Below are 17637 nucleotides of genomic sequence, written 5' to 3'. Positions count from 1 at the left end.
GGCGTTTTGCCGAAGGACTGCGCGTGAGCGGGCGTCGCCGTGCGCGGGTACGCGGCGGCCGCGGGAGACTGTACGGGGTTGGTCGTTGACGGGCTCGATACCCACCTATCCTCCCCCGCCAGAGGGAGGTGGCTGGCGCTTGCCAGCCGGAAGGGGAGGAAGGGAGAACGCCTGTTCCGTGTCCTCCCCCTCCGTCGCTTCGCGCCACCTCCCCCTGGCGGGGGAGGATCATTGGGGTCAGTGCTTAGAAGGTGTAGGTCAGGCCGAGGGCATAGAGCCACTGGTCCGCATCGCCGACATCGGAGACGATCGGCGTGTTCTTGTACTTGCCGAGCATCCGACCGTAGAGCACGCCCGCGCCGACGCCGAACCCGTGACGAAGATCGCCCGAGAGGCTCTGGACGACGAACAGCGAAGCGTTCGCACGACGGAAGCCGCTGTCGTTGACGTCATAGGTGCGCAGGCCGCTGGCGAGCGAGCCGATCGGCGTCACGGCAGCATAGGTGCGGCCGAAACCCTTGCCGGCATAGTCGGCCGAAACACCGAGCGAGACGAGCGTGCGGACCGACAGCGGCGTAGTGTAGTTCACCTGCGGCGTGATGACGTAGCTGTCGTAGGTGCCCGACACGTCGTGAACATAGGCGACGCGCGCGGTGAGCGTGTCGTAGTCGCTGGTGATGACGCCGGTGCGGGCGACGCCGACGTAACCGCCCAGCTCATAGGCGGTATCGATCTTGCCGAGCGCGCGGACCTGGCGGTTGTCGATATCGCCGGTACGATCGCGACGGACACCGCCGATCACGCCCAGTTCGAAATTGGTGCCGACCTCGCCCGTGTTGGGAATCAGGTTGAAATACAGCTGCGTGCCGCGGAGGAAGAAGTCGTGCCCGCGCACGGTGCCGACAAAGGCGCCGGCGGGGGTGAAGGAGTTGCTGTCCGCACCCTCGTAATCAGGCATCGACACGACACCGAGCGCAACCGTGACGCGGTTGTTGTCGCGAGGATCGGTGATCGGTGGCGATGGGTTCGGGTCCGTCTGGGCGAGCGCTGGCGTGGCGATCGTGAGCACCGCGATTGCGGCAGACGTGAAGAGAGTGAGTGCGCGCAAGGAAATGCTCCGGACAGAAAGGTTCCCCGTCGCAACGCGGTCAAACCGTTTTCGGTCCGCTGCGAACGGTCAGAAGATGTAACGCATTTTTACCTGTTGTATTTCGGCATCACCGGCGACCATGAAACGGGCTGCCGAAAAGCGCGGCGGACCGAAGCGGACCGCGGCATCGCGCGAGAACCCATAGCCTTCGCGCGGGATGCCGGCGAACGTGTCGAGCTTCGCGTTGTTGTTCTCGTCGTGGATGATCGCGAGCGCATAGCCGCGCTGTGGCAGACCGGGGAAGCTCGTCGTGTGGATGCTCGCCGGGATCGAGCGGGTCAGCGCGTTGGCATCGTTGACGCAGGCGGGGAAATTGTCGGGATCGGCGGTGAGGCAGATCCGGATCATCCCCTTTGCCGAGCGCATGTTGTCGACCTCGACGTCAAGCCGCGTGACGGGAGCCGCCGCCGCCAGGGTCAGCCATGCCAGCGTTCCCGCCGCGACCAGCGGCAGCCGCGCCCCGAGCGGCCGCCTTGGCATGCGCCTTGGTGAAATCGCCGAGTCCCTTGTCGGTGCCGCAGAGCCGATCCCAAAAGCGGAAATATAGGCCATAGTTGCACCCGTATTGTTCGTGATGGCGCTGATGATGGCTCGCCGTGATCAGCCAGCCGCCCAATGCGCCCCGCCACATGAACCGCGGGAAAACCTCCCACCCCATGTGATTGGTGACTCCCATAACGGTCATGATCGTCAGCACCAGACCCAGCGCGCCGACATGGATCGGAATCAGGAACACCAGTAGCGGAATTACCACAGCGCCGCTGATCGCTTCGATCGGGTGAAAGGCCATCGCCGCCCACGCGGTCGGCGGGCGGCTGGCATGGTGCAGCGCATGCGCCAGCTTGAACGGCTTCGGCCGGTGCATCCAGCGGTGCGTCCAGTAGAACCACGTGTCGTGCGCGACCAGGAAGGCGAAGACCGACACCGGCAGATACCAGAGCGGGTAAGCGTGGACGTCGGTGTAGACCTTCGTCCAGCCACGATTCTGCCAGCCCCAGGCGACGACCCCGGCGGGGACACCGTAGATCGCGGCGGAAGCAATGCTCCACCAGATCTCGCGCCGCATCTGTGCATCGAGCCCGAGATAGAGCCCGGGATGGCGCGCGCGCGTGGCGGCGGCGAAGGCACCGGAGACGATGAGATAGCGGACCCCGACGATCACCGTCATCGCGATCGCGGAGAGAAGGATGGCGAGCCACATGAGCGGCTTATAGGCGGTTTTGCGCCGGGACGTAATGGGTGGCGCAGCCGAAATGCGCACGCTAGCCATGCTGCATGGCGCGGGCGAGCAAGCTGAAGGTGTATCGGACGGCGGCAGGGTTCCACGACGCCTATGTCGCGGCGCCGAGCCAGAAGGCCGCGCTGGCGGCGTGGGGCAGCGATCACGACCTGTTCGCGCGCGGGATCGCCGAACTGGTGACCGATCCGGATCTCGCCGCCGAGCCGCTGGCGTCGCCGGGTACGGTGATCAAGCGATCGCGCGGGACGACCGCCGAACAGATCGCGGCGCTGCCCGCGCGTGCGGTGCCGGCTGCGACGAAACGCGCGTCCGATGCGCGCGAAGAGGACGATCCCGAACCGCGTCGTACGCGGGCGAAAGTTGCGGCGCCCGCTCCCCCGAAGCCGAAGCCGAAGCCGAAGCCGAAGCCCAGCCGGCGTGCGCTGAATGCGGCCGAGGAGGCACGCGACACGTGCGAGTCCGGGTTCCGTCGCACGCTGAAGGACCTTGCCGATCGCGAGGCCGCCCTGGTCCGAGAGAGACGCGCGCTCGAACGATCGCGGGACACGGCGATGGCGAAGGCGCAGGACGCGGTCGACGCCGAAAAGCAGCGCTACGACGATGCGATTGCGGACTGGAAAGGCTGATGTGACGCGTGCCGAGGACTCGTGCCTGCGTCATCCCGCAGAATCTTTCGGGGCGGCGATAGGCTCTATGCAGTGCGCGGAAACATGATAGCCTCCCCGTCCAGAGCAGGTCGACCTGCCTATTGGGAGAGTGATGCATGCCAAACCATGGCGCCGCGCGCGCGGATACCGGCAAGGACCACAAGGGGCTGATCTACGTGATCGCCGGGAGCATCCTGGCCCTGGGACTGGTGTTGATGGCGTTCTACGATCGGGCCGGCGATCCGATGCCGATCGCGTCGGTGCAGAAGCCGGTGGTCACCGCGCAGAGATAACAGGCGCGGCCCGGTCGAAGATCAGGATCGGCGCGTCTCGATAGACGCCTTGCGTGCGAAGTCGGTAGCCTAGCCGTTCCGCGAGACGGATCGAGGGCGCGTTGGCCGGGTCTATGATGCAGGTCGTCGCGTAGATGCGCGGGTCGGTCCAGGCGAGGATCGCGCCGAGTGCCTCGGTGGCGTAGCCCTGGCCTTGCGCGTCGCCGGTCAGGGTCCAGCCGACTTCGGGCGCCGCGTCGATCAGGGGTTCGATCGCTCTGCGCGCCTCGATCAGGCCGAATTCGCCGATCAGGTGGCCGGTCACGGTGTCGCGCGCGATCCAGCTGCCGTAGCCGAACAGCGTCCATTGGCCGATCGAGCGGAGCAGGCGGATCCAGACGTCCTCGCGCGAGCGCGGCTGGCCGCCGATCATCGTGTAGACACGCGGGTCCGACCACATCCCGGCGCAGTCTTCGAGGTCGGTGGCGGCGTGGCCGGTCAGGGTCAGGCGGGCGGTGGTGAGCGTGGGGGCAGATGCGGGCTGGGGCATCCGCATTGTCTAAGGCCGATCTGGATCGAGCGGTATCCGTTGCCACGCACGCTCCTCCACCTGGAAGGGAGGGGGTAAGGTTGGGCTTTCCTCCTTCGCTCAGCGCTGAAGCCGTTTGCTCAGCCGTTCGATCCTCCCCCGCAAGGGGGAGGTGTCGCCGAAGGTGACGGAGGGGGAGGACACGGCACATCGGCTTTCCTTTCCTCCCCCTCCGTCAGGCAAGTGCCTGCCACCTCCCCCTGGCGGGGGAGGATTGGAAGCGCCCCCCCCCTTCAACAACGCAGGTTGTCTTCGCAGGCGATTGCTTCGCAAAGGTTGTTTTCGAGGCTCTCGCTTTGCGCTAGTCGGAGGCATGGCATCGACGATCTCCTGCGACGTCGCGATCGTTGGCGCGGGTTTGGCCGGCGGGATGATCGCGCTGGCGTTGAAAGCAAAGCACCCCGCGCTCGACGTGCGGCTGATCGACGCGGCGCCGGTGGTCGGCGGCAATCATCTCTGGTCGTTCTTCGGCAGCGACGTGGCGCAAGGCGATCGCTGGATCGTCGCACCGCTCGTGGTGCATGCGTGGCGTGGGTACGACGTGCGCTTTCCGGCGCATGAGCGGACGATCGATGCGACCTATTATTCGATCGAGAGCACGCGGCTCGACCGCGAGGTTCGCCGCGTACTGCCGCCGCATGCGCTGATGCTGGGGCGGAAGGTGTCGGGCGCGAGTGCGACCGCGGTGGTGCTGGCGGATGGCGACCGGATCGAGGCGACCGGCGTGATCGACGCGCGGGGGGCGGGCGATCTGTCGCTGCTCGATCTGGCGTGGCAGAAGTTTCTCGGGCGCGAACTGGCATTGAATGTGCCGCACGAAAGTCCGCGGCCGATGGTGATGGACGCCACCATTCCGCAGATCGACGGGTATCGCTTCGTCTATTGCCTGCCGTTCGCCGCGGATCGGATGTTCGTCGAGGATACCTATTACAGCGACACGCCCGATCTCGATATTCCGGTGCTGGGCGCTCGGATCGACGACTATGTTGCCGGGCGCGGCTGGTCGGTCGAGAGTGTGGTGCGCGAAGAGTCCGGCGTGCTGCCGGTGGCGATGGGTGGTGATTTCGAGGCGTATTGGCGGTCGGGCGGTGCTCGGGTGGCGAAGGCCGGCATGCGCGCGGGGATGTTTCATCCGACCACGGGGTATTCGCTGCCGGATGCTGTGCGGATCGCTTCTATGCTCGCAGGGCTTAGCGACTTCTCGGGCGCGAAACTGCACGATGCGACGCATGCGATGGCGCGGGCGACGTGGAAGTCGCGCGGCTTCTACCGGATGCTCGACACGATGTTGTTCCGCGCCGCCGAGCCGGAGGAACGCTACCGCATCCTCGAACGCTTCTACCGCCTCTCCCCCTCGCTCATCGGCCGTTTCTACGCCGGACGCTCGACGCTTTCCGACAAGGCCCGCGTTCTGACCGGCAAGCCCCCCGTCCCCATCGTGCGCGCCGTCCGCGCCATCGCAGGCAGTATGTCATCATGAAGACCGCAATAGTCATCGGCGCAGGTTTCGGCGGGCTGGCGCTCGCGATCCGGCTGCAATCCGCGGGCGTGCAGACGACGATCGTCGAAAGTCGCGACAAGCCGGGTGGGCGTGGGTATTTCTGGGAGCGTGACGGGTTCACGTTCGACGCAGGGCCGACGGTCATCACCGATCCGGATTGCCTGCGCGAGCTGTGGGCGCTGACCGGGCGCGACATGAGCGAGGACGTGACGCTCGATCCGGTGCTGCCGTTCTACCGGCTGAACTGGCCCGACGGGACGAACTTCGATTACACCAACGACGACGTGCAGATGCGCGCCGAGATCGAGAAGCTGCATCCCGGCGACTGGGCGGGGTACGAGAAGTTCCTGCAATATTCGGCGGGTGTGTTCCACGAGGGATACGAGAAGCTCGGCCATGTCGCGTTCCTCGACTTCGGGTCGATGATCAAGGCGGCGCCGGCGCTGGCGAAATACCAGGCGTGGCGGTCGGTCTATTCGATCGTGTCGAGCTTCGTGAAGTCGGAGAAACTGCGCGAGGCGTTGAGCTTCCATACGCTGCTGGTCGGCGGCAACCCGATGACGACGAGCGCGATCTATGCGCTGATCCACAAGCTGGAGCGTGACGGCGGGGTGTGGTTCGCGCGCGGCGGGACCAACCGGCTGGTGGCGGCGCTGGTGACGCAGTTCGAGCGGCTGGGCGGTGTGTTGCGGCTCGACGATCCGGTGACGTCGATCGAGACTCTGGGCGATCGCGCGACTGGCGTGACCTGCGCTAGCGGCTGGTCGGGTCAGGCGGATGCGATCGCGGCGAACAGCGACATCATGCACACCTATCGCGACCTGCTGGCGACGTCGCGGAGTGCCAAGCGCAAGACGGGGTCGCTCGAGCGGAAGAAATATTCGCCGTCGTTGTTCGTCGTGCATTTCGGGATCAAAGGCACGTGGCCGGGCATCCCGCACCACATGATCCTGTTCGGACCGCGCTATAAGGGGCTGCTCGAGGACATTTACGACCACGGCGTGCTGAGCGAGGACTTTTCGCTGTACCTGCATCATCCGACCGTGACCGATCCTTCGCTGGCGCCGGAGGGGCATTCGACGTTCTATGCGCTGGCGCCTGTGCCGCATCTGGGGAAATTCCCGGTCGACTGGGACGAGATCGCGCCGATCCTGGAGAAGCGCATCCTCGACGAGATCGGGCGGCGGTTGATCCCGGATATCCATGAGCGGATCGTGACGAAGTTCTCGTACGCGCCGAAGGATTTCGCGCAGGATCTGAATGCGCATCTGGGGAGCGCGTTCTCGCTGGAGCCGGTGCTGACGCAGAGCGCGTATTTCCGGGTGCATAATCGCGACGAGCATATTCCGAATTTGTACTTCGTGGGGGCTGGGACGCATCCGGGTGCGGGCATTCCGGGGGTTGTCGGGAGTGCCAAGGCTACGGCTCGGTTGATGCTTGAGGGTGAGAAGTAAGGGATTTTCGCGCAGAGGCGCAGAGGACGCGGAGGTGTTGCGCTTGTCGCGTAGCTACCGTGTCTCCAACGGGCTGCGGCACGCGTATGAAGACAGCGCGAGCGCTGTCAGGACCGCAACACCTCCGCGTCTCCGCGTGAACCCAATCTCCCTACCGTGTCCGAAACGGTGCGGTTGTGTGGCGCTTTGCCCGTGTGTGCTGCGCGCGCTGGAGACGGGCCACCGAAATGGGTGGATCGTCGATAGCCGCGCGCGGACCTTCCGCTAGCCTTCCTCGCGTGCGGCGGTGCCGGCGAACATTCGTATCGCTTCCTCCGACCGCTCGTTCGAACGTGGAAGGATGCCGATATGACCATCACCGTGAACCAGAAGGAATGGGGCGCACTGACTGCCGATCAGCAGAGCCTGATCGCCAGCATCATCAGCGAGAATTTCGCTGGCCAGACGATCGAACCCGCAAGCGGCGGCGTATCGGCGACGGCACAGGTCGGCGGCATTTGCCAGACGGGGTGCGACGTCGCCCAGGCCGCGGCGATCTCGCTGTGCGGCAGGCTCCCGTTCGGTCAGGGCATCTGCATTTCGATCGCAAAAGTGGCCGGCGATGCGTGTCGGAGCGCTTGCTGATCGGATGATTGTCCGGATCGGTTGCGCCTGGTGCCGATCCGGATTCCGGTTCGACGATGTTCGCATGCTTGTGGCCCGTGCTCGCATCTCGTAGCGGTGCGGGATGAAGAGACTTGCTGTGTATTGCGGGTCGGCGACGCCGGCTGATCCCACCTATATCGAGGGCGCTCGGGCGCTGGGGCTGGCTTTTGCCGAGCGGGGGATTGGCCTTGTTTATGGCGGCGGGCGGACCGGGCTCATGGGCGCGATTGCGGATGGCGCGCTTGAGGGTGGTGGCGAGGTTATCGGCGTCATTCCGCAGGCGCTGGTCGATGCGGAGGTTGCGCATCGGGGGCTTACCGAACTGCACGTCGTTAGCGGCATGCATCAGCGCAAGCAGATGTTCACCGATCTCTCCGATGGGTTCGTGACGATTCCGGGTGGCACGGGGACTATGGACGAGCTGTGGGAGGCGCTGAGCTGGGCGCAGCTTGGCTATCATGCGGATCCGGTCGGGTTGCTGAATACCGCTGGGTATTACGACCATCTGATCGCGTTCTGGGAGAAGATGGGCGAGGTCGGGTTCCTGCGGCCGCAGCACCGGGATCTGTTGATCGTGGCGGATACGCTGGATGTGCTGCTCGACCGAATGGCGAGCCATGTGCCGACACAGCCGATCGTGCGGATGAACGCGTCGGATTTGTGAGGTTGCGGGCTCACCTCAATACTAGCCGTCACCCCAACGCTCGTCGCCACCCCGGCGGAGGCCGGGGCCCAGTTGGGAAAGTTGCAGTAACAACGCGCAGCGCCAGCCAAGTTTTGTCCCCCAACTGGGCCCCGGCCTTCGCCGGGGTGGCGGCTCTAACAGTGGTGGCGTACGGGGAACAAAAGTGAACCACCCCCTCCCCTCGCGCGACGCGATCGTGGCTACCGCGCATGAGTCGATCTCGCGTGGGTCGAAGAGTTTTGCGGCCGCCAGCCTGTTGTTCGACAAGCCGACGCGGGAGCGGGCTTGGCTTCTTTATGCCTGGTGCCGGCGGTGCGACGATATCGCCGATGGGCAGGATCATGGGCACGGGATGACCGTAGTGGAGGACGCGCCTGCCCGACTCGTGGCGTTGTCGGCGATGACCGAGCAGGCGCTGACTGGCGAAGTCGTCGGGGAGCCGGCCTTCGATGCGTTGCGGATATTCGCGGCCGAAACGCGGTTGCCCAAGCGGTTCGCGCGCGATCTGGTCGAGGGGTTTGCGCTCGATGCGCGCGAGTGGCGGCCGCGGTCGGAGAACGACCTGTACAAATATTGCTACCATGTCGCGGGCGTCGTCGGGTGTATGATGGCGATCGCGATGGGGGTCGATCCCGACGACGAGGACACGCTCGACCGCGCGTGCGACCTGGGGATGGCGTTCCAGCTCGCCAATATCGCGCGCGATGTCGAGGAGGATGACCGGGTCGGGCGGTGCTATCTGCCCGAGGAGTGGCTGGTCGAGATGGACTTTCCGCCGGGTCAGCACATGAAGCCGCCGTTTCGCTCGCGCCTCGCGGTGTTGACGAAGCGGATGGCGGATCGGGCTGCGGCGTTCGAGGCGAGTGCGCGGGAGGGGACGCCCGCGCTGTCGTTCCGCTCGGCCTGGGCAGTGTTGTCGGCGGCGGGGATTTACGGCGCGATCGGGCGGACTGTGGCGGCTCGGGGGGAGCATGCCTGGGATCACCGGGTGACGACGTCGGGGATGCAGAAGCTGGGGTTTATCGTGACGGCGGCGCGGGAGGCGGCTCGACGGGATACGCTGTATCCGCGGACGGTGCGCGATGCTCGGCTGTGGACGCGGCCTAGGTAATCATCGACGGTAGTTTGTTCTCCCGCGAAGGCGGGAGCCCAGTCTGGGTCCCCGCCTTCGCGGGGAAACAAACTAGCCCTGCGACTTGGCCTTGCCGGTCTTTGCCATGAGCTGACCTTGCGCGCGGCAGTTCGCGCCGATCATCGGATAGGGAACGTCGGTGTTCTGCGCCAACTGGTCGGGGAGCGCAGCACGGCACTGGGCCATCGTCTCGTAGCGCGCCGGGATCACGCGTGCCTCGGTGCAGTTCACATTGCCGTCACCGCAGCCCATGATGGCCATGACGTAGAACAGCGGTTCCATTTCATTCTCCAGTGGCTCGCGGTGTCCGACGTTGGACACGATAACAAAAGCGACGAAGTGGCAGGATTGTTCCCCCAACTGCTTTCGCCGGGGCTTGACTGCGCCTACATCGCATCGATCCATGCCCCCTGATACGTACACCTCCACCCGCGCGGACCAGCCCTTGCTGCCGACGCTCCGCCGCTTCCTGCCGTTCCTGTGGCCGGCCGGGCAGCCCAAGCTGAAGGCGCGGATCGTCGTCGCGATGCTGCTCGTGATCGCGTCGAAGCTGATCCAGGTCTTTGGCGCGGCGTTTACGCTCAAATACGCGGTCGACCGGATGGCGGGGAACGATCGCGGCGCGCTGACGCTCGTCGTGCTGCTGGTGGTCGGGTATGCCGCGTCGCGGTTCGGGACGACGTTGTTCGACAATCTGCGCAACGCGGTGTTCGAGCGCGTCGGGCAGGACGCGTCGCGGCGGCTGGCGGCGCAGGTGTTTCGCCATCTGCATGCGCTGAGCCTCGATTTCCACCTGTCGCGGCGGACAGGCGCGGTCACCAAGGTGGTCGAGCGGGGCACCAAGAGCATCGACACGATGCTGTACTTCCTCCTGTTCAACATCGCGCCGACGGTGTTCGAACTGGTGCTGGTGCTCGGGCTGTTCTGGACCAAGTTCGGCTGGCCGCTGGTCGTCGCGACTGTGGTGATGGTGGTCGGCTATATCCTCTTCACGCGGATGGTGACCGACTGGCGCAATGCCTTGCGCGCGCGGATGAACGACCTCGATACCGGCGCGGTGGCGCATGCGGTGGATTCGCTGCTGAACTTCGAGACGGTGAAGTATTTCGGCGCGGAGGAGCGCGAGGCGAAGCGCTACGACAGCGCGATCACCGCCTATTCCGAGGCTGCGGTGAAGAGCGAGAATTCGCTCGCGTGGCTGAACCTCGGCCAGGCGCTGATCACCAACGTGATGCTGGCGGGCGGCATGGGCTTCGTCGTGTGGCGGTGGAGCCGCGGCGAGGCGTCGGCGGGCGACGTGGTGTTCGTGTCGACGCTGCTGGCGCAGCTGTTCCGGCCGCTGGATCTGCTGGGGATGGTGTATCGCACGATCCGGCAGGGCGCGCTCGACATGGCGGCGATGTTCGACCTGATCGATACGCCTGCGACCGTGGTGGATGCGCCGGGTGCGCCTGCGCTGGCGGTGAGCGCGGGGCATGTGCGGTTCGAGGGGGTGTCGTTCGGGTATGATGCGGAGCGGCCGATCCTGCGCGATCTCGAGCTGGATGTGCCGGCGGGGTCGACGCTGGCCGTCGTTGGGCCGTCGGGGGCGGGGAAGTCGACGCTCGCGCGGTTGCTGTACCGGTTTTATGACCTGACGGGTGGGCGGATTACCGTCGATGGGCAGGATATCGCGCAGGTTCGGCAGGCGTCGTTGCGCGCCGCGATCGGGATCGTGCCGCAAGATACGGTGCTGTTCAATGATACGATCGGCTACAATATCGCGTACGGCCGTGAGGGGGCCGAGATGCCCGAGGTCGAGATGGCTGCCAAGGGTGCGGCGATCGCCGGGTTCATCGAGCGCCAGCCTCTCGGGTATGAGACGCGCGTGGGCGAGCGCGGGTTGAAGCTGTCGGGGGGCGAGAAACAGCGCGTGGCGATCGCGCGGACTCTGCTGAAGAACCCGCCGATCCTGATCCTGGACGAGGCGACGTCGGCGCTGGATAGCCGGACCGAGGCGGAGATCCTCGATACGCTGGAGGCGATCGAGCGCGGGCGGACCACGATCGTGATCGCGCACCGGCTTTCCACGGTTGTGCATGCGGACCAGATCGTCGTGCTGGAAGCGGGGCGAATCGTCGAGAAGGGTACGCATGCGGACCTGTTGCGACAGGGCGGCGTGTATGCGGAGATGTGGAACCGGCAGGCGCAGGAGCGGGCTGGTGATGATGATGGGGCGTTGGCGGCGGAGTAGGGCGTTGGGTAGTCGGTGAGGAATGCTCGCCACGCCCTTCGTCGCGTCAGATGCTTGCGGTCTTTGGCCCGTAAATATCGGGGCGGCCGCGTTTCACCGGTACCTTACCCCTGCCTGTTCTCCCGCGAAGGCGGGAGTCCAGTCTGGGTCCCCGCCTTCGCGGGGAAACAAGATTGGCGACGGCCTTTTGAGACACTTGTGTGCCACCCCGGCAAAGGCCGGGGCCCAATTGGAGGACGTTGCTAACGGATGGCAGTGCGTCGTCATTGCCACCTTTCCAATTGGGCCCCGGCCTTCGCCGGGGTGGAGCCCTAAAGGCTAACGCCTCTGTTCCCTCGCCAATGAGGGGGAGCAGAAGGATAGTGGGGACCAGGCGGCTCCCGCTAGGCCGGGATCAAGCGGTCCAGTTTGCGCAACCGCGCGACGGTCTTGCGGTTGCTGTTGTCGCGGAAAATCGCGCAATACGACTTGGCATCGCGGAAGATCACGCGTTTCGGATCGCAGCTGGCCCGATACCGACCGAGTTTAGCCGCAGGTGAGGCGGATCTGCTTCGCGGGCTTGTCGAAGACGATAGAAGAGCAGCGTGCGAGCAGGTCGGCGCCGATCGTCAGGCGGTCGCGGCCGGGCTTCTTGCTTTTGGCGGTGACGACGATCTCGTCCGGGTCGATCGGATCGGATGCGTCGGCGATGCCCGCCGTTGAGCCCTGATCGGCGGTGCGGACGCCGAGCGTGGCGAACTGGAGTGGGCCGACCGTAAGAGGTTTGGCGAGCGTCATGGTGCGGACCGGGCGTTCGATGCCGAAGGCGATCTCGACCTTTTGGGCTGTGCCCTGGAGCGTGCCGCCCCGTGCGGCAGCGATGCGGACGGCGGCGCTGGCCGTGGCGAGCGTGCGCGCGTGGTGCGGGTCGAAACGGATGCGCAAAGGCTGGCCGCCGAGATCGATCTGCGCGTACAGTTCGCCCCAGCCGCTTGCGAGACCGCCCTGGTCGGTCATCGACATCGTCACGGTGCGCTCGCCGAGGATCGGTGTGTGCAGGACGAAGCGAACGACGTCCTCAGGCACGCCGCCTGGCCCAACGACACCGTCGGTGGTGGGCGTGTACGCGCGTTCCGTCCAGCCGATACGATGCTTGAAAGGGCCGGTGCCGAGGTCGATCGGTGCGACACCGGTCCTGCCGTGGACGCGCTCGGCGCCGACCGCGTAGCTGAACGATAGCATGCCGGACTTGAGTTTGGCGCGCTCGGCGTATGCGGTGGTAATCAGCGGCATCGCGGTGCCCGAGGGTTCGATGCGGATGCGACCGGGGACGCCAGCAATGGTTGCGTCGACGATGCCATTGCCGTCGACGATGCGTTCTCGGGCGGGCGTTGCTGCACCGGTTAAGGCAGAGAGTGCTAGGATGCCTGCTAGTGCCGTACGTGCCGTCGTCATGCGCTTTCCCCCGGGTGGTCTCGCTGCGAACGGTCGTGTGCGCGATCATGCATTGCGGCGACGGTGAACGAACCCTAGGTCCGGGGCAATGGCACTCGACCCCCTTCCCGATCTCCAGCGCATCTTCGGCTTTCCTGATTTCCGCGGCGTGCAGCGCGATGTCGTCGATCGGGTGCTCGCGGGGCAGCGGACGCTAGCGGTCATGCCGACGGGTGCGGGCAAGTCGTTGTGTTACCAGTTGCCGGCGACGATGCTGGAGGGGACGTGCGTGGTCGTCTCGCCGCTGATCGCGTTGATGCATGACCAGTTGCGCGCCGCCACTGCCGTTGGGATCAAGGCGGCGACGTTGACGTCGGTCGATACCAATCGTGAAGAGACGATTGCGCGATTTCGAGCGGGCGATCTGGACCTGCTTTACGTGGCGCCGGAACGGGCTTCGAACGAGAGCTTTCGCAATCTCCTGTCGCAAGCCAAGCTGTCGCTCTTCGCGATCGACGAGGCGCATTGCGTCAGTGAGTGGGGGCATGATTTCCGGCCGGACTACCGTTTGCTGCGGCCTCTGCTCGACAGTTTTCCGGATGTGCCGCGGCTGGCGCTGACCGCGACCGCGGACGCGCATACGCGGGCGGATATTCTCGAGCAGCTGGGAATCTCGCAAGAGGGCCTGATCGTGTCGGGGTTCGACCGGCCGAACATCCGCTATGCGATTTCGGGGCGCGACAACGTCAACCGGCAGATCGCGGATATCCTGGAGAAGATCCCGGGGCCGGGCATTGTGTACGCGCAGACGCGGGCGGCTACCGAGAAGCTGGCGGAGGCGCTCGGGCGGAGCGGGCGGCCGACGCGGGCGTATCATGCCGGGCTCGATCCGCAGGTGCGCGCGAAGAACCAGGCGGATTTCGTCGCGAGCGAGGACATGGTGATCTGCGCCACGGTCGCGTTCGGGATGGGGATCGACAAGCCCGACGTGCGGTTCGTGGCGCATGCCGGGCTGCCGAAGTCGATCGAGGCCTATTATCAGGAAACCGGGCGCGCGGGGCGTGATGGCGATCCGGCGATCGCGCACCTGTTCTGGGGGGCGGAGGATTTCGCGCGCGCTCGGCAGCGGATCGGCGAGGTCGAGCCCGAGCGGCAGGCGGGCGAGCGGCAGCGGCTGACCGCGATGGGCGGACTGGTCGAGACGGCCGGGTGTCGGCGGCGGATTCTGCTCAAGCATTTCGGCGAGGAGCGGCTCGAGGATTGCGGGAATTGCGACAATTGTCTCGGCAACGTCGATGCTGTCGACGCGACCGAGACCGCGCGGAAATTCCTGTCGGCGGTGTTCCGGACCGGGCAGATGTTTGGCGTGGGGTATATCGAGGGTATTCTGACCGGCGTTTCGTCGGAGCGCAGTTTGATGAACGGACACGAGGCGCTGTCGGTGTACGGGATCGTCGATGGCGACGAGGTGGCGTTGCTGAAGCCCGTGTCGCGGGCGCTGATGCTGAAGGATGCGCTCAGGACCAATCCGCATGGGGGGCTGGAGTTCGGGCCAGCCGCCAAGGCTATCCTGAAGGGCGAGGCGGCGGTGTCTATCGTCGTGCCGCCGAAGCGCGAGCGGCGGCGGAAGGGTGCGGTTGGGCCGACCCCGAACCCGGTCGACGATCCGCTGTTCGAGGCATTGCGCGTGCGGCGGCGCGATCTGGCGAAGGAAGCGGGCGTTCCGCCGTATGTGATCTTCCACGACTCGGTGTTGCGTGACATTGCGCGGCAGCGGCCGGCGTCGCGTGCCGAGCTTAGCCTGTTATCAGGCATTGGCGCGCGGAAACTCGACGCCTATGGGGATGCCTTCCTCCAGGTGATCCGCGAGTCCGCATGATACGGCAAATCAACGAAAGTATTTCGGTCGCGCCGCAGATTGCGGTCGAGCAGGTCGCGGAGATCGCCGCGGCGGGGTTCAAGACGATCGTCAACAACCGGCCCGACGACGAGGATGCGGGACAGCCTTCGGGCGACGTGATCCGTGCGGCGGCTGAGGCGGCCGGGCTGAAATACGTCTCGATTCCGGTGACGCATGCGGGCTTCTCGCATCCGCAGATCGACGCGATGACGCAGGCGCTGACGGACTCGGACGGGCCTGTGCTGGCGTATTGCCGGTCGGGGACGCGGAGCTGTAATTTGTGGGCGCTGGCGGCGGCGAAGGCGGGTCGGAATCCGAACCTGCTGCTCGCGCAGGCCGAGGACGCCGGGTACGACCTGCGCGGAATCCGACCGATGCTGGACGCGCTCGCAGGGCCGCGATGACGCCTGCGATCGTCGGCGGCATCGTGGCCGTCGTTGTGCTGCTGCTCGCCGGCCTGGGCTGGTTGGTCGTGCGGATGCGGCGGGTCGTGAAGATCGAGACTCCGGAAGAGGCGGCGGACGCGGCGCATGCGCAGCTGGCCGGGTTTGCGGTGGCGGGTGCTGTCGTGGGGGCGGACGGCCAAGGTGCGCTGGCGATTGCGGATGATGGGCGCGTTGCTGCGGTGAAGCGGATCGGCAAGCGGCTGGCTGTGCGCGAGGTGTCCTGGCGGACTGTGCGGGCTACGCAGGAGGGGATCCTGGTGGAGACCGGGGACAAGGCGCTGGGCGCGGTGATGCTGGCGCAGGTCGATGTGCTGGATATCCGGCGATTGGCGCCGAAAAGCGTGCGGGTTTAGGCGCGGGTGTTTCGGTCGCCGTCGCGGCTTTAGCGTCCCACTACCCGGCCTCTCCATCACCCCGCGCGCCCCCGTTCGTCCCGAGTAGCTGCTGAGCTTGTCGAAGCGGCGTATCGAAGGATGGGTTGGTGCACGGGACCTGTGCTTCGATACGCGCCCTCGATACGCTCCTGGCGGAGCTACTCGGGCGCTACTCAGCACGAACGAGTGGGGGGTTAGGGTAACGGTTTGGGGTTGAAATTCGGCTGAGTCCGACCCGCTTCAAACTTCGTCATGCCGGGCTCGTTCCGGCATCCATCCTTCCGCATACCCAATGAAGCTTGATGGTGCGGCACCGTGGACCCCGGAACCAGTCCGGGGTGACGGAACGGGTGGGGTAAGGACGGTTCTTTGGGACACGCGTTCCCTGTTTCTCCGCGAAGGCGGGGATCCAGACTGGGCTCCCGCCTTCGCGGGAGAACAACGGGGCGGAAATACCCCCCGCCCCTATCTCGACCTGCGCTCGCTTCGGTAGACATAAAAAAGGCCCGGTGTATTTCCACACCGGGCTAAGGTTGTCCGCAGGAGGAACGTCGTGGGTGCGGGCTCGACTGGCCCGCTACCGATCAGTTGTAGGCGCGCTCGCCGTGTTCGCCGATGTCGAGACCCTCGTGCTCGACTTCCGGCGAGACCCGCAGGCCGGTGACGGCCTTGGCGACGTAGATCGCGATCGTGGTGCCGATCGTGGCCCAGATGATCGTCACGATCACCGCCTGGAGCTGCACGAAGAGCTTGGCGCCCATCGCATAGTCCGCAGCACCCGGCCCGCCGAGCGATGGCGCGTAGACCACCGCGGTGCCGATCGCGCCGATCATGCCGCCGATGCCGTGGATCCCGAACGCGTCGAGCGAGTCGTCATAGCCGAGCATCGGCTTGAGCTTCGACACCGCCATGAAGCAGACGAGCGAGGCGATCGCACCGAGGACGATGGCGCCGAACGGGCCAGAGTTGCCCGCAGCCGGCGTGACGGCGACGAGGCCGGCGACGATGCCTGAGCAGAAGCCGAGTGCGGAACCTTTGTGACCCGAGAGCTTCTCGGCAAGCATCCAGAACAGGCCAGCCGACGCGGTGGCAACGAAGGTGTTGAGCATCGCGAGGGCTGCAGACCCGTTCGCCTCGAGCGCGGAGCCGGCGTTGAAGCCGAACCAGCCGACCCAGAGCAGCCCGGTACCGATGCCGGTCATGACCAGCGAGTGCGGTGCCATCGGCTCTTTCGGATAGCCGATGCGCTTGCCGAGGATCAGGGCTGCGACCAGCGCCGAGACGCCGGCGTTGATGTGGACCACGGTGCCGCCGGCGAAATCGAGCGCGCCAGCCTTGAAGAAATAGCCGGTCGATGCCCACACCATGTGCGCGACGGGCAGGTAGACGATCGTCAGCCAGACGAGGCCGAACACCATCACCGCCGAGAACTTCATGCGCTCGACGACCGAGCCCAGGACCAGCGCGATGGTGATCGCGGCAAAGGTCATCTGGAAACAGATGAAGACATATTCGGGGATCTCGACGCCGGCCGTGAAGGTCGCTGCCTGCGATGCGGGCGTAACGCCGGCCAGGAACAGCTTGCCGAAGCCGCCGATGAAATTGCTGAGCAGCGCGCTGCCGTTGTCGCTGCCGAGTGCCAGCGAATAGCCCCACATCACCCAGACGAGCATCGCGAGCGCCGCGACCGCACCGATCTGAGTCATGGTCGACAGCATGTTCTTCGACCGCGTGAGGCCGCCGTAGAACAGCGCGAGGCCCGGCAGGATCATCATCAGGACGAGGATCGTCGAGGTCATCATCCAGGCGGTGTCGCCCTTGTTCACGGTCGCGACCACGGGGGCCACGACCGGTGCTGCGACCTCTTGAGCCCAGGCGGGTGCGGCGGCGATCATCGCCGCTCCGAACCCCAGAACCGCCGAGGCGGCTGTCTTCATATCATGCTTCATGTCGTCC

The 17637-nt window shown here is 65.8% G+C and carries 18 protein-coding genes; 11 read left to right on the top strand and 7 right to left on the bottom strand.

What is annotated here, in order from left to right; all coding sequences use genetic code 11:
• Positions 1–244: 244 nt before the first annotated feature.
• From O6W96_RS10885 to O6W96_RS10875, 3 genes are all read right to left on the bottom strand, one after another.
• Entirely contained in the window at positions 245–1108 is an 864-nt protein-coding gene (locus O6W96_RS10885; RefSeq protein ID WP_353469562.1) for a MipA/OmpV family protein, read from the bottom strand.
• Positions 1109–1177: 69 nt separating this feature from the next.
• A complete protein-coding gene (locus O6W96_RS10880) occupies positions 1178–1630 on the bottom strand; it encodes a DUF2141 domain-containing protein (protein ID WP_353469561.1) in 453 nt (150 codons plus the stop codon).
• Positions 1533–2351 (bottom strand): sterol desaturase family protein, encoded by an 819-nt coding sequence (locus O6W96_RS10875; protein WP_353469560.1) that lies wholly within the window; start codon positions 2349–2351, stop codon positions 1533–1535. Before O6W96_RS10875 ends, O6W96_RS10880 begins: the two co-directional genes overlap by 98 nt.
• Positions 2352–2425: 74 nt before the next feature.
• On the opposite strand from O6W96_RS10875, the gene O6W96_RS10870 reads away from it, so the two are divergent.
• Positions 2426–3016 (top strand): hypothetical protein, encoded by a 591-nt coding sequence (locus O6W96_RS10870; RefSeq protein WP_353469559.1) that lies wholly within the window; start codon positions 2426–2428, stop codon positions 3014–3016.
• A 137-nt stretch (positions 3017–3153) separates the two neighbouring features.
• Positions 3154–3330, top strand: a complete 177-nt coding sequence (locus O6W96_RS10865) for a hypothetical protein (protein ID WP_353469558.1) — start codon at positions 3154–3156, stop codon at positions 3328–3330.
• Here O6W96_RS10865 and O6W96_RS10860 read toward each other — a convergent pair.
• On the bottom strand, positions 3314–3859 hold the full coding sequence (locus tag O6W96_RS10860) for a GNAT family N-acetyltransferase (protein ID WP_353469557.1): 546 nt from the start codon (positions 3857–3859) through the stop codon (positions 3314–3316). The two genes, O6W96_RS10865 and O6W96_RS10860, sit on opposite strands and share 17 nt — an antisense overlap.
• A 352-nt stretch (positions 3860–4211) precedes the next feature.
• Between O6W96_RS10860 and crtY the strand changes: the two genes are divergently transcribed.
• The 5 genes from crtY (at position 4212) to O6W96_RS10835 (ending at position 9294) form a co-directional block, all read left to right on the top strand.
• A complete protein-coding gene (crtY, locus tag O6W96_RS10855; protein WP_353469556.1) occupies positions 4212–5378 on the top strand; it encodes a lycopene beta-cyclase CrtY in 1167 nt (388 codons plus the stop codon).
• Positions 5375–6853, top strand: a complete 1479-nt coding sequence (locus tag O6W96_RS10850; protein ID WP_353469555.1) for a phytoene desaturase — start codon at positions 5375–5377, stop codon at positions 6851–6853. Before crtY ends, O6W96_RS10850 begins: the two co-directional genes overlap by 4 nt.
• 348 nt (positions 6854–7201) lie before the next feature.
• Positions 7202–7477 (top strand): hypothetical protein, encoded by a 276-nt coding sequence (locus tag O6W96_RS10845; protein ID WP_353469554.1) that lies wholly within the window; start codon positions 7202–7204, stop codon positions 7475–7477.
• 103 nt (positions 7478–7580) lie between these two features.
• Positions 7581–8162, top strand: a complete 582-nt coding sequence (locus O6W96_RS10840; protein WP_353469553.1) for a TIGR00730 family Rossman fold protein — start codon at positions 7581–7583, stop codon at positions 8160–8162.
• Positions 8163–8346: 184 nt separating this feature from the next.
• Positions 8347–9294 carry a phytoene/squalene synthase family protein gene (locus tag O6W96_RS10835; RefSeq protein WP_353469552.1) on the top strand — a complete coding sequence of 316 codons (948 nt, stop codon included), beginning with the start codon at positions 8347–8349 and terminating at the stop codon, positions 9292–9294.
• A gap of 72 nt (positions 9295–9366) precedes the next feature.
• Here the strand turns inward: O6W96_RS10835 and O6W96_RS10830 are convergent, their stop codons facing one another.
• On the bottom strand, positions 9367–9597 hold the full coding sequence (locus tag O6W96_RS10830; protein ID WP_056053629.1) for a hypothetical protein: 231 nt from the start codon (positions 9595–9597) through the stop codon (positions 9367–9369).
• A 121-nt stretch (positions 9598–9718) separates the two neighbouring features.
• Here O6W96_RS10830 and O6W96_RS10825 point away from each other — a divergent pair, with 121 nt between their 5' ends.
• The gene (locus O6W96_RS10825) at positions 9719–11548 is read left to right on the top strand and encodes an ABCB family ABC transporter ATP-binding protein/permease (protein ID WP_353469551.1); all 1830 of its coding nucleotides are present in this window, start codon (positions 9719–9721) and stop codon (positions 11546–11548) included.
• Positions 11549–12073: 525 nt separating this feature from the next.
• Here the strand turns inward: O6W96_RS10825 and O6W96_RS10820 are convergent.
• Positions 12074–12982: a hypothetical protein gene (locus O6W96_RS10820; protein WP_353469550.1), complete on the bottom strand. Its 909-nt coding sequence runs from the start codon at positions 12980–12982 to the stop codon at positions 12074–12076.
• Between the two features lie 88 nt (positions 12983–13070).
• Between O6W96_RS10820 and recQ the strand changes: the two genes are divergently transcribed.
• From recQ to O6W96_RS10805, 3 genes are read left to right on the top strand one after another with little or no spacing between them, the layout of a single operon-like run.
• Positions 13071–14840 carry a DNA helicase RecQ gene (gene recQ, locus O6W96_RS10815; protein ID WP_353469549.1) on the top strand — a complete coding sequence of 590 codons (1770 nt, stop codon included), beginning with the start codon at positions 13071–13073 and terminating at the stop codon, positions 14838–14840.
• Positions 14837–15265, top strand: coding sequence for a TIGR01244 family sulfur transferase (locus O6W96_RS10810; protein ID WP_353469548.1), 429 nt, complete (start codon positions 14837–14839; stop codon positions 15263–15265). Before recQ ends, O6W96_RS10810 begins: the two co-directional genes overlap by 4 nt.
• Complete coding sequence (locus O6W96_RS10805; RefSeq protein ID WP_353469547.1) at positions 15262–15660, top strand: hypothetical protein; 399 nt, start codon at positions 15262–15264, stop codon at positions 15658–15660. Before O6W96_RS10810 ends, O6W96_RS10805 begins: the two co-directional genes overlap by 4 nt.
• A gap of 605 nt (positions 15661–16265) precedes the next feature.
• On the opposite strand, the gene O6W96_RS10800 is transcribed toward O6W96_RS10805, so the two are convergent.
• Positions 16266–17630 (bottom strand): ammonium transporter, encoded by a 1365-nt coding sequence (locus tag O6W96_RS10800; RefSeq protein WP_353469546.1) that lies wholly within the window; start codon positions 17628–17630, stop codon positions 16266–16268.
• Positions 17631–17637: the final 7 nt, after the last annotated feature.

This window comes from Sphingomonas faeni, from assembly GCF_040407495.1.
In the GTDB taxonomy this organism is placed as follows: domain Bacteria; phylum Pseudomonadota; class Alphaproteobacteria; order Sphingomonadales; family Sphingomonadaceae; genus Sphingomonas; species Sphingomonas faeni_D.
Note: the sequence above shows the minus strand (reverse complement) of the source record. Positions and strands in the feature narration are given on the sequence as shown.

Coding starts and splice junctions, on each gene's coding strand:
- O6W96_RS10880 (WP_353469561.1), bottom strand. CDS start 1,630: ATGCCAAGGCGGCCGCTCGGGGCGCGGCTGCCGCTGGTCGCGGCGGGA.
- O6W96_RS10850 (WP_353469555.1), top strand. CDS start 5,375: ATGAAGACCGCAATAGTCATCGGCGCAGGTTTCGGCGGGCTGGCGCTC.
- crtY (WP_353469556.1), top strand. CDS start 4,212: ATGGCATCGACGATCTCCTGCGACGTCGCGATCGTTGGCGCGGGTTTG.
- recQ (WP_353469549.1), top strand. CDS start 13,071: ATGGCACTCGACCCCCTTCCCGATCTCCAGCGCATCTTCGGCTTTCCT.
- O6W96_RS10800 (WP_353469546.1), bottom strand. CDS start 17,630: ATGAAGCATGATATGAAGACAGCCGCCTCGGCGGTTCTGGGGTTCGGA.
- O6W96_RS10805 (WP_353469547.1), top strand. CDS start 15,262: ATGACGCCTGCGATCGTCGGCGGCATCGTGGCCGTCGTTGTGCTGCTG.
- O6W96_RS10875 (WP_353469560.1), bottom strand. CDS start 2,351: ATGTGGCTCGCCATCCTTCTCTCCGCGATCGCGATGACGGTGATCGTC.
- O6W96_RS10845 (WP_353469554.1), top strand. CDS start 7,202: ATGACCATCACCGTGAACCAGAAGGAATGGGGCGCACTGACTGCCGAT.
- O6W96_RS10825 (WP_353469551.1), top strand. CDS start 9,719: ATGCCCCCTGATACGTACACCTCCACCCGCGCGGACCAGCCCTTGCTG.
- O6W96_RS10810 (WP_353469548.1), top strand. CDS start 14,837: ATGATACGGCAAATCAACGAAAGTATTTCGGTCGCGCCGCAGATTGCG.
- O6W96_RS10860 (WP_353469557.1), bottom strand. CDS start 3,859: ATGCCCCAGCCCGCATCTGCCCCCACGCTCACCACCGCCCGCCTGACC.
- O6W96_RS10865 (WP_353469558.1), top strand. CDS start 3,154: ATGCCAAACCATGGCGCCGCGCGCGCGGATACCGGCAAGGACCACAAG.
- O6W96_RS10870 (WP_353469559.1), top strand. CDS start 2,426: ATGGCGCGGGCGAGCAAGCTGAAGGTGTATCGGACGGCGGCAGGGTTC.
- O6W96_RS10830 (WP_056053629.1), bottom strand. CDS start 9,597: ATGGAACCGCTGTTCTACGTCATGGCCATCATGGGCTGCGGTGACGGC.
- O6W96_RS10820 (WP_353469550.1), bottom strand. CDS start 12,982: ATGACGACGGCACGTACGGCACTAGCAGGCATCCTAGCACTCTCTGCC.
- O6W96_RS10840 (WP_353469553.1), top strand. CDS start 7,581: ATGAAGAGACTTGCTGTGTATTGCGGGTCGGCGACGCCGGCTGATCCC.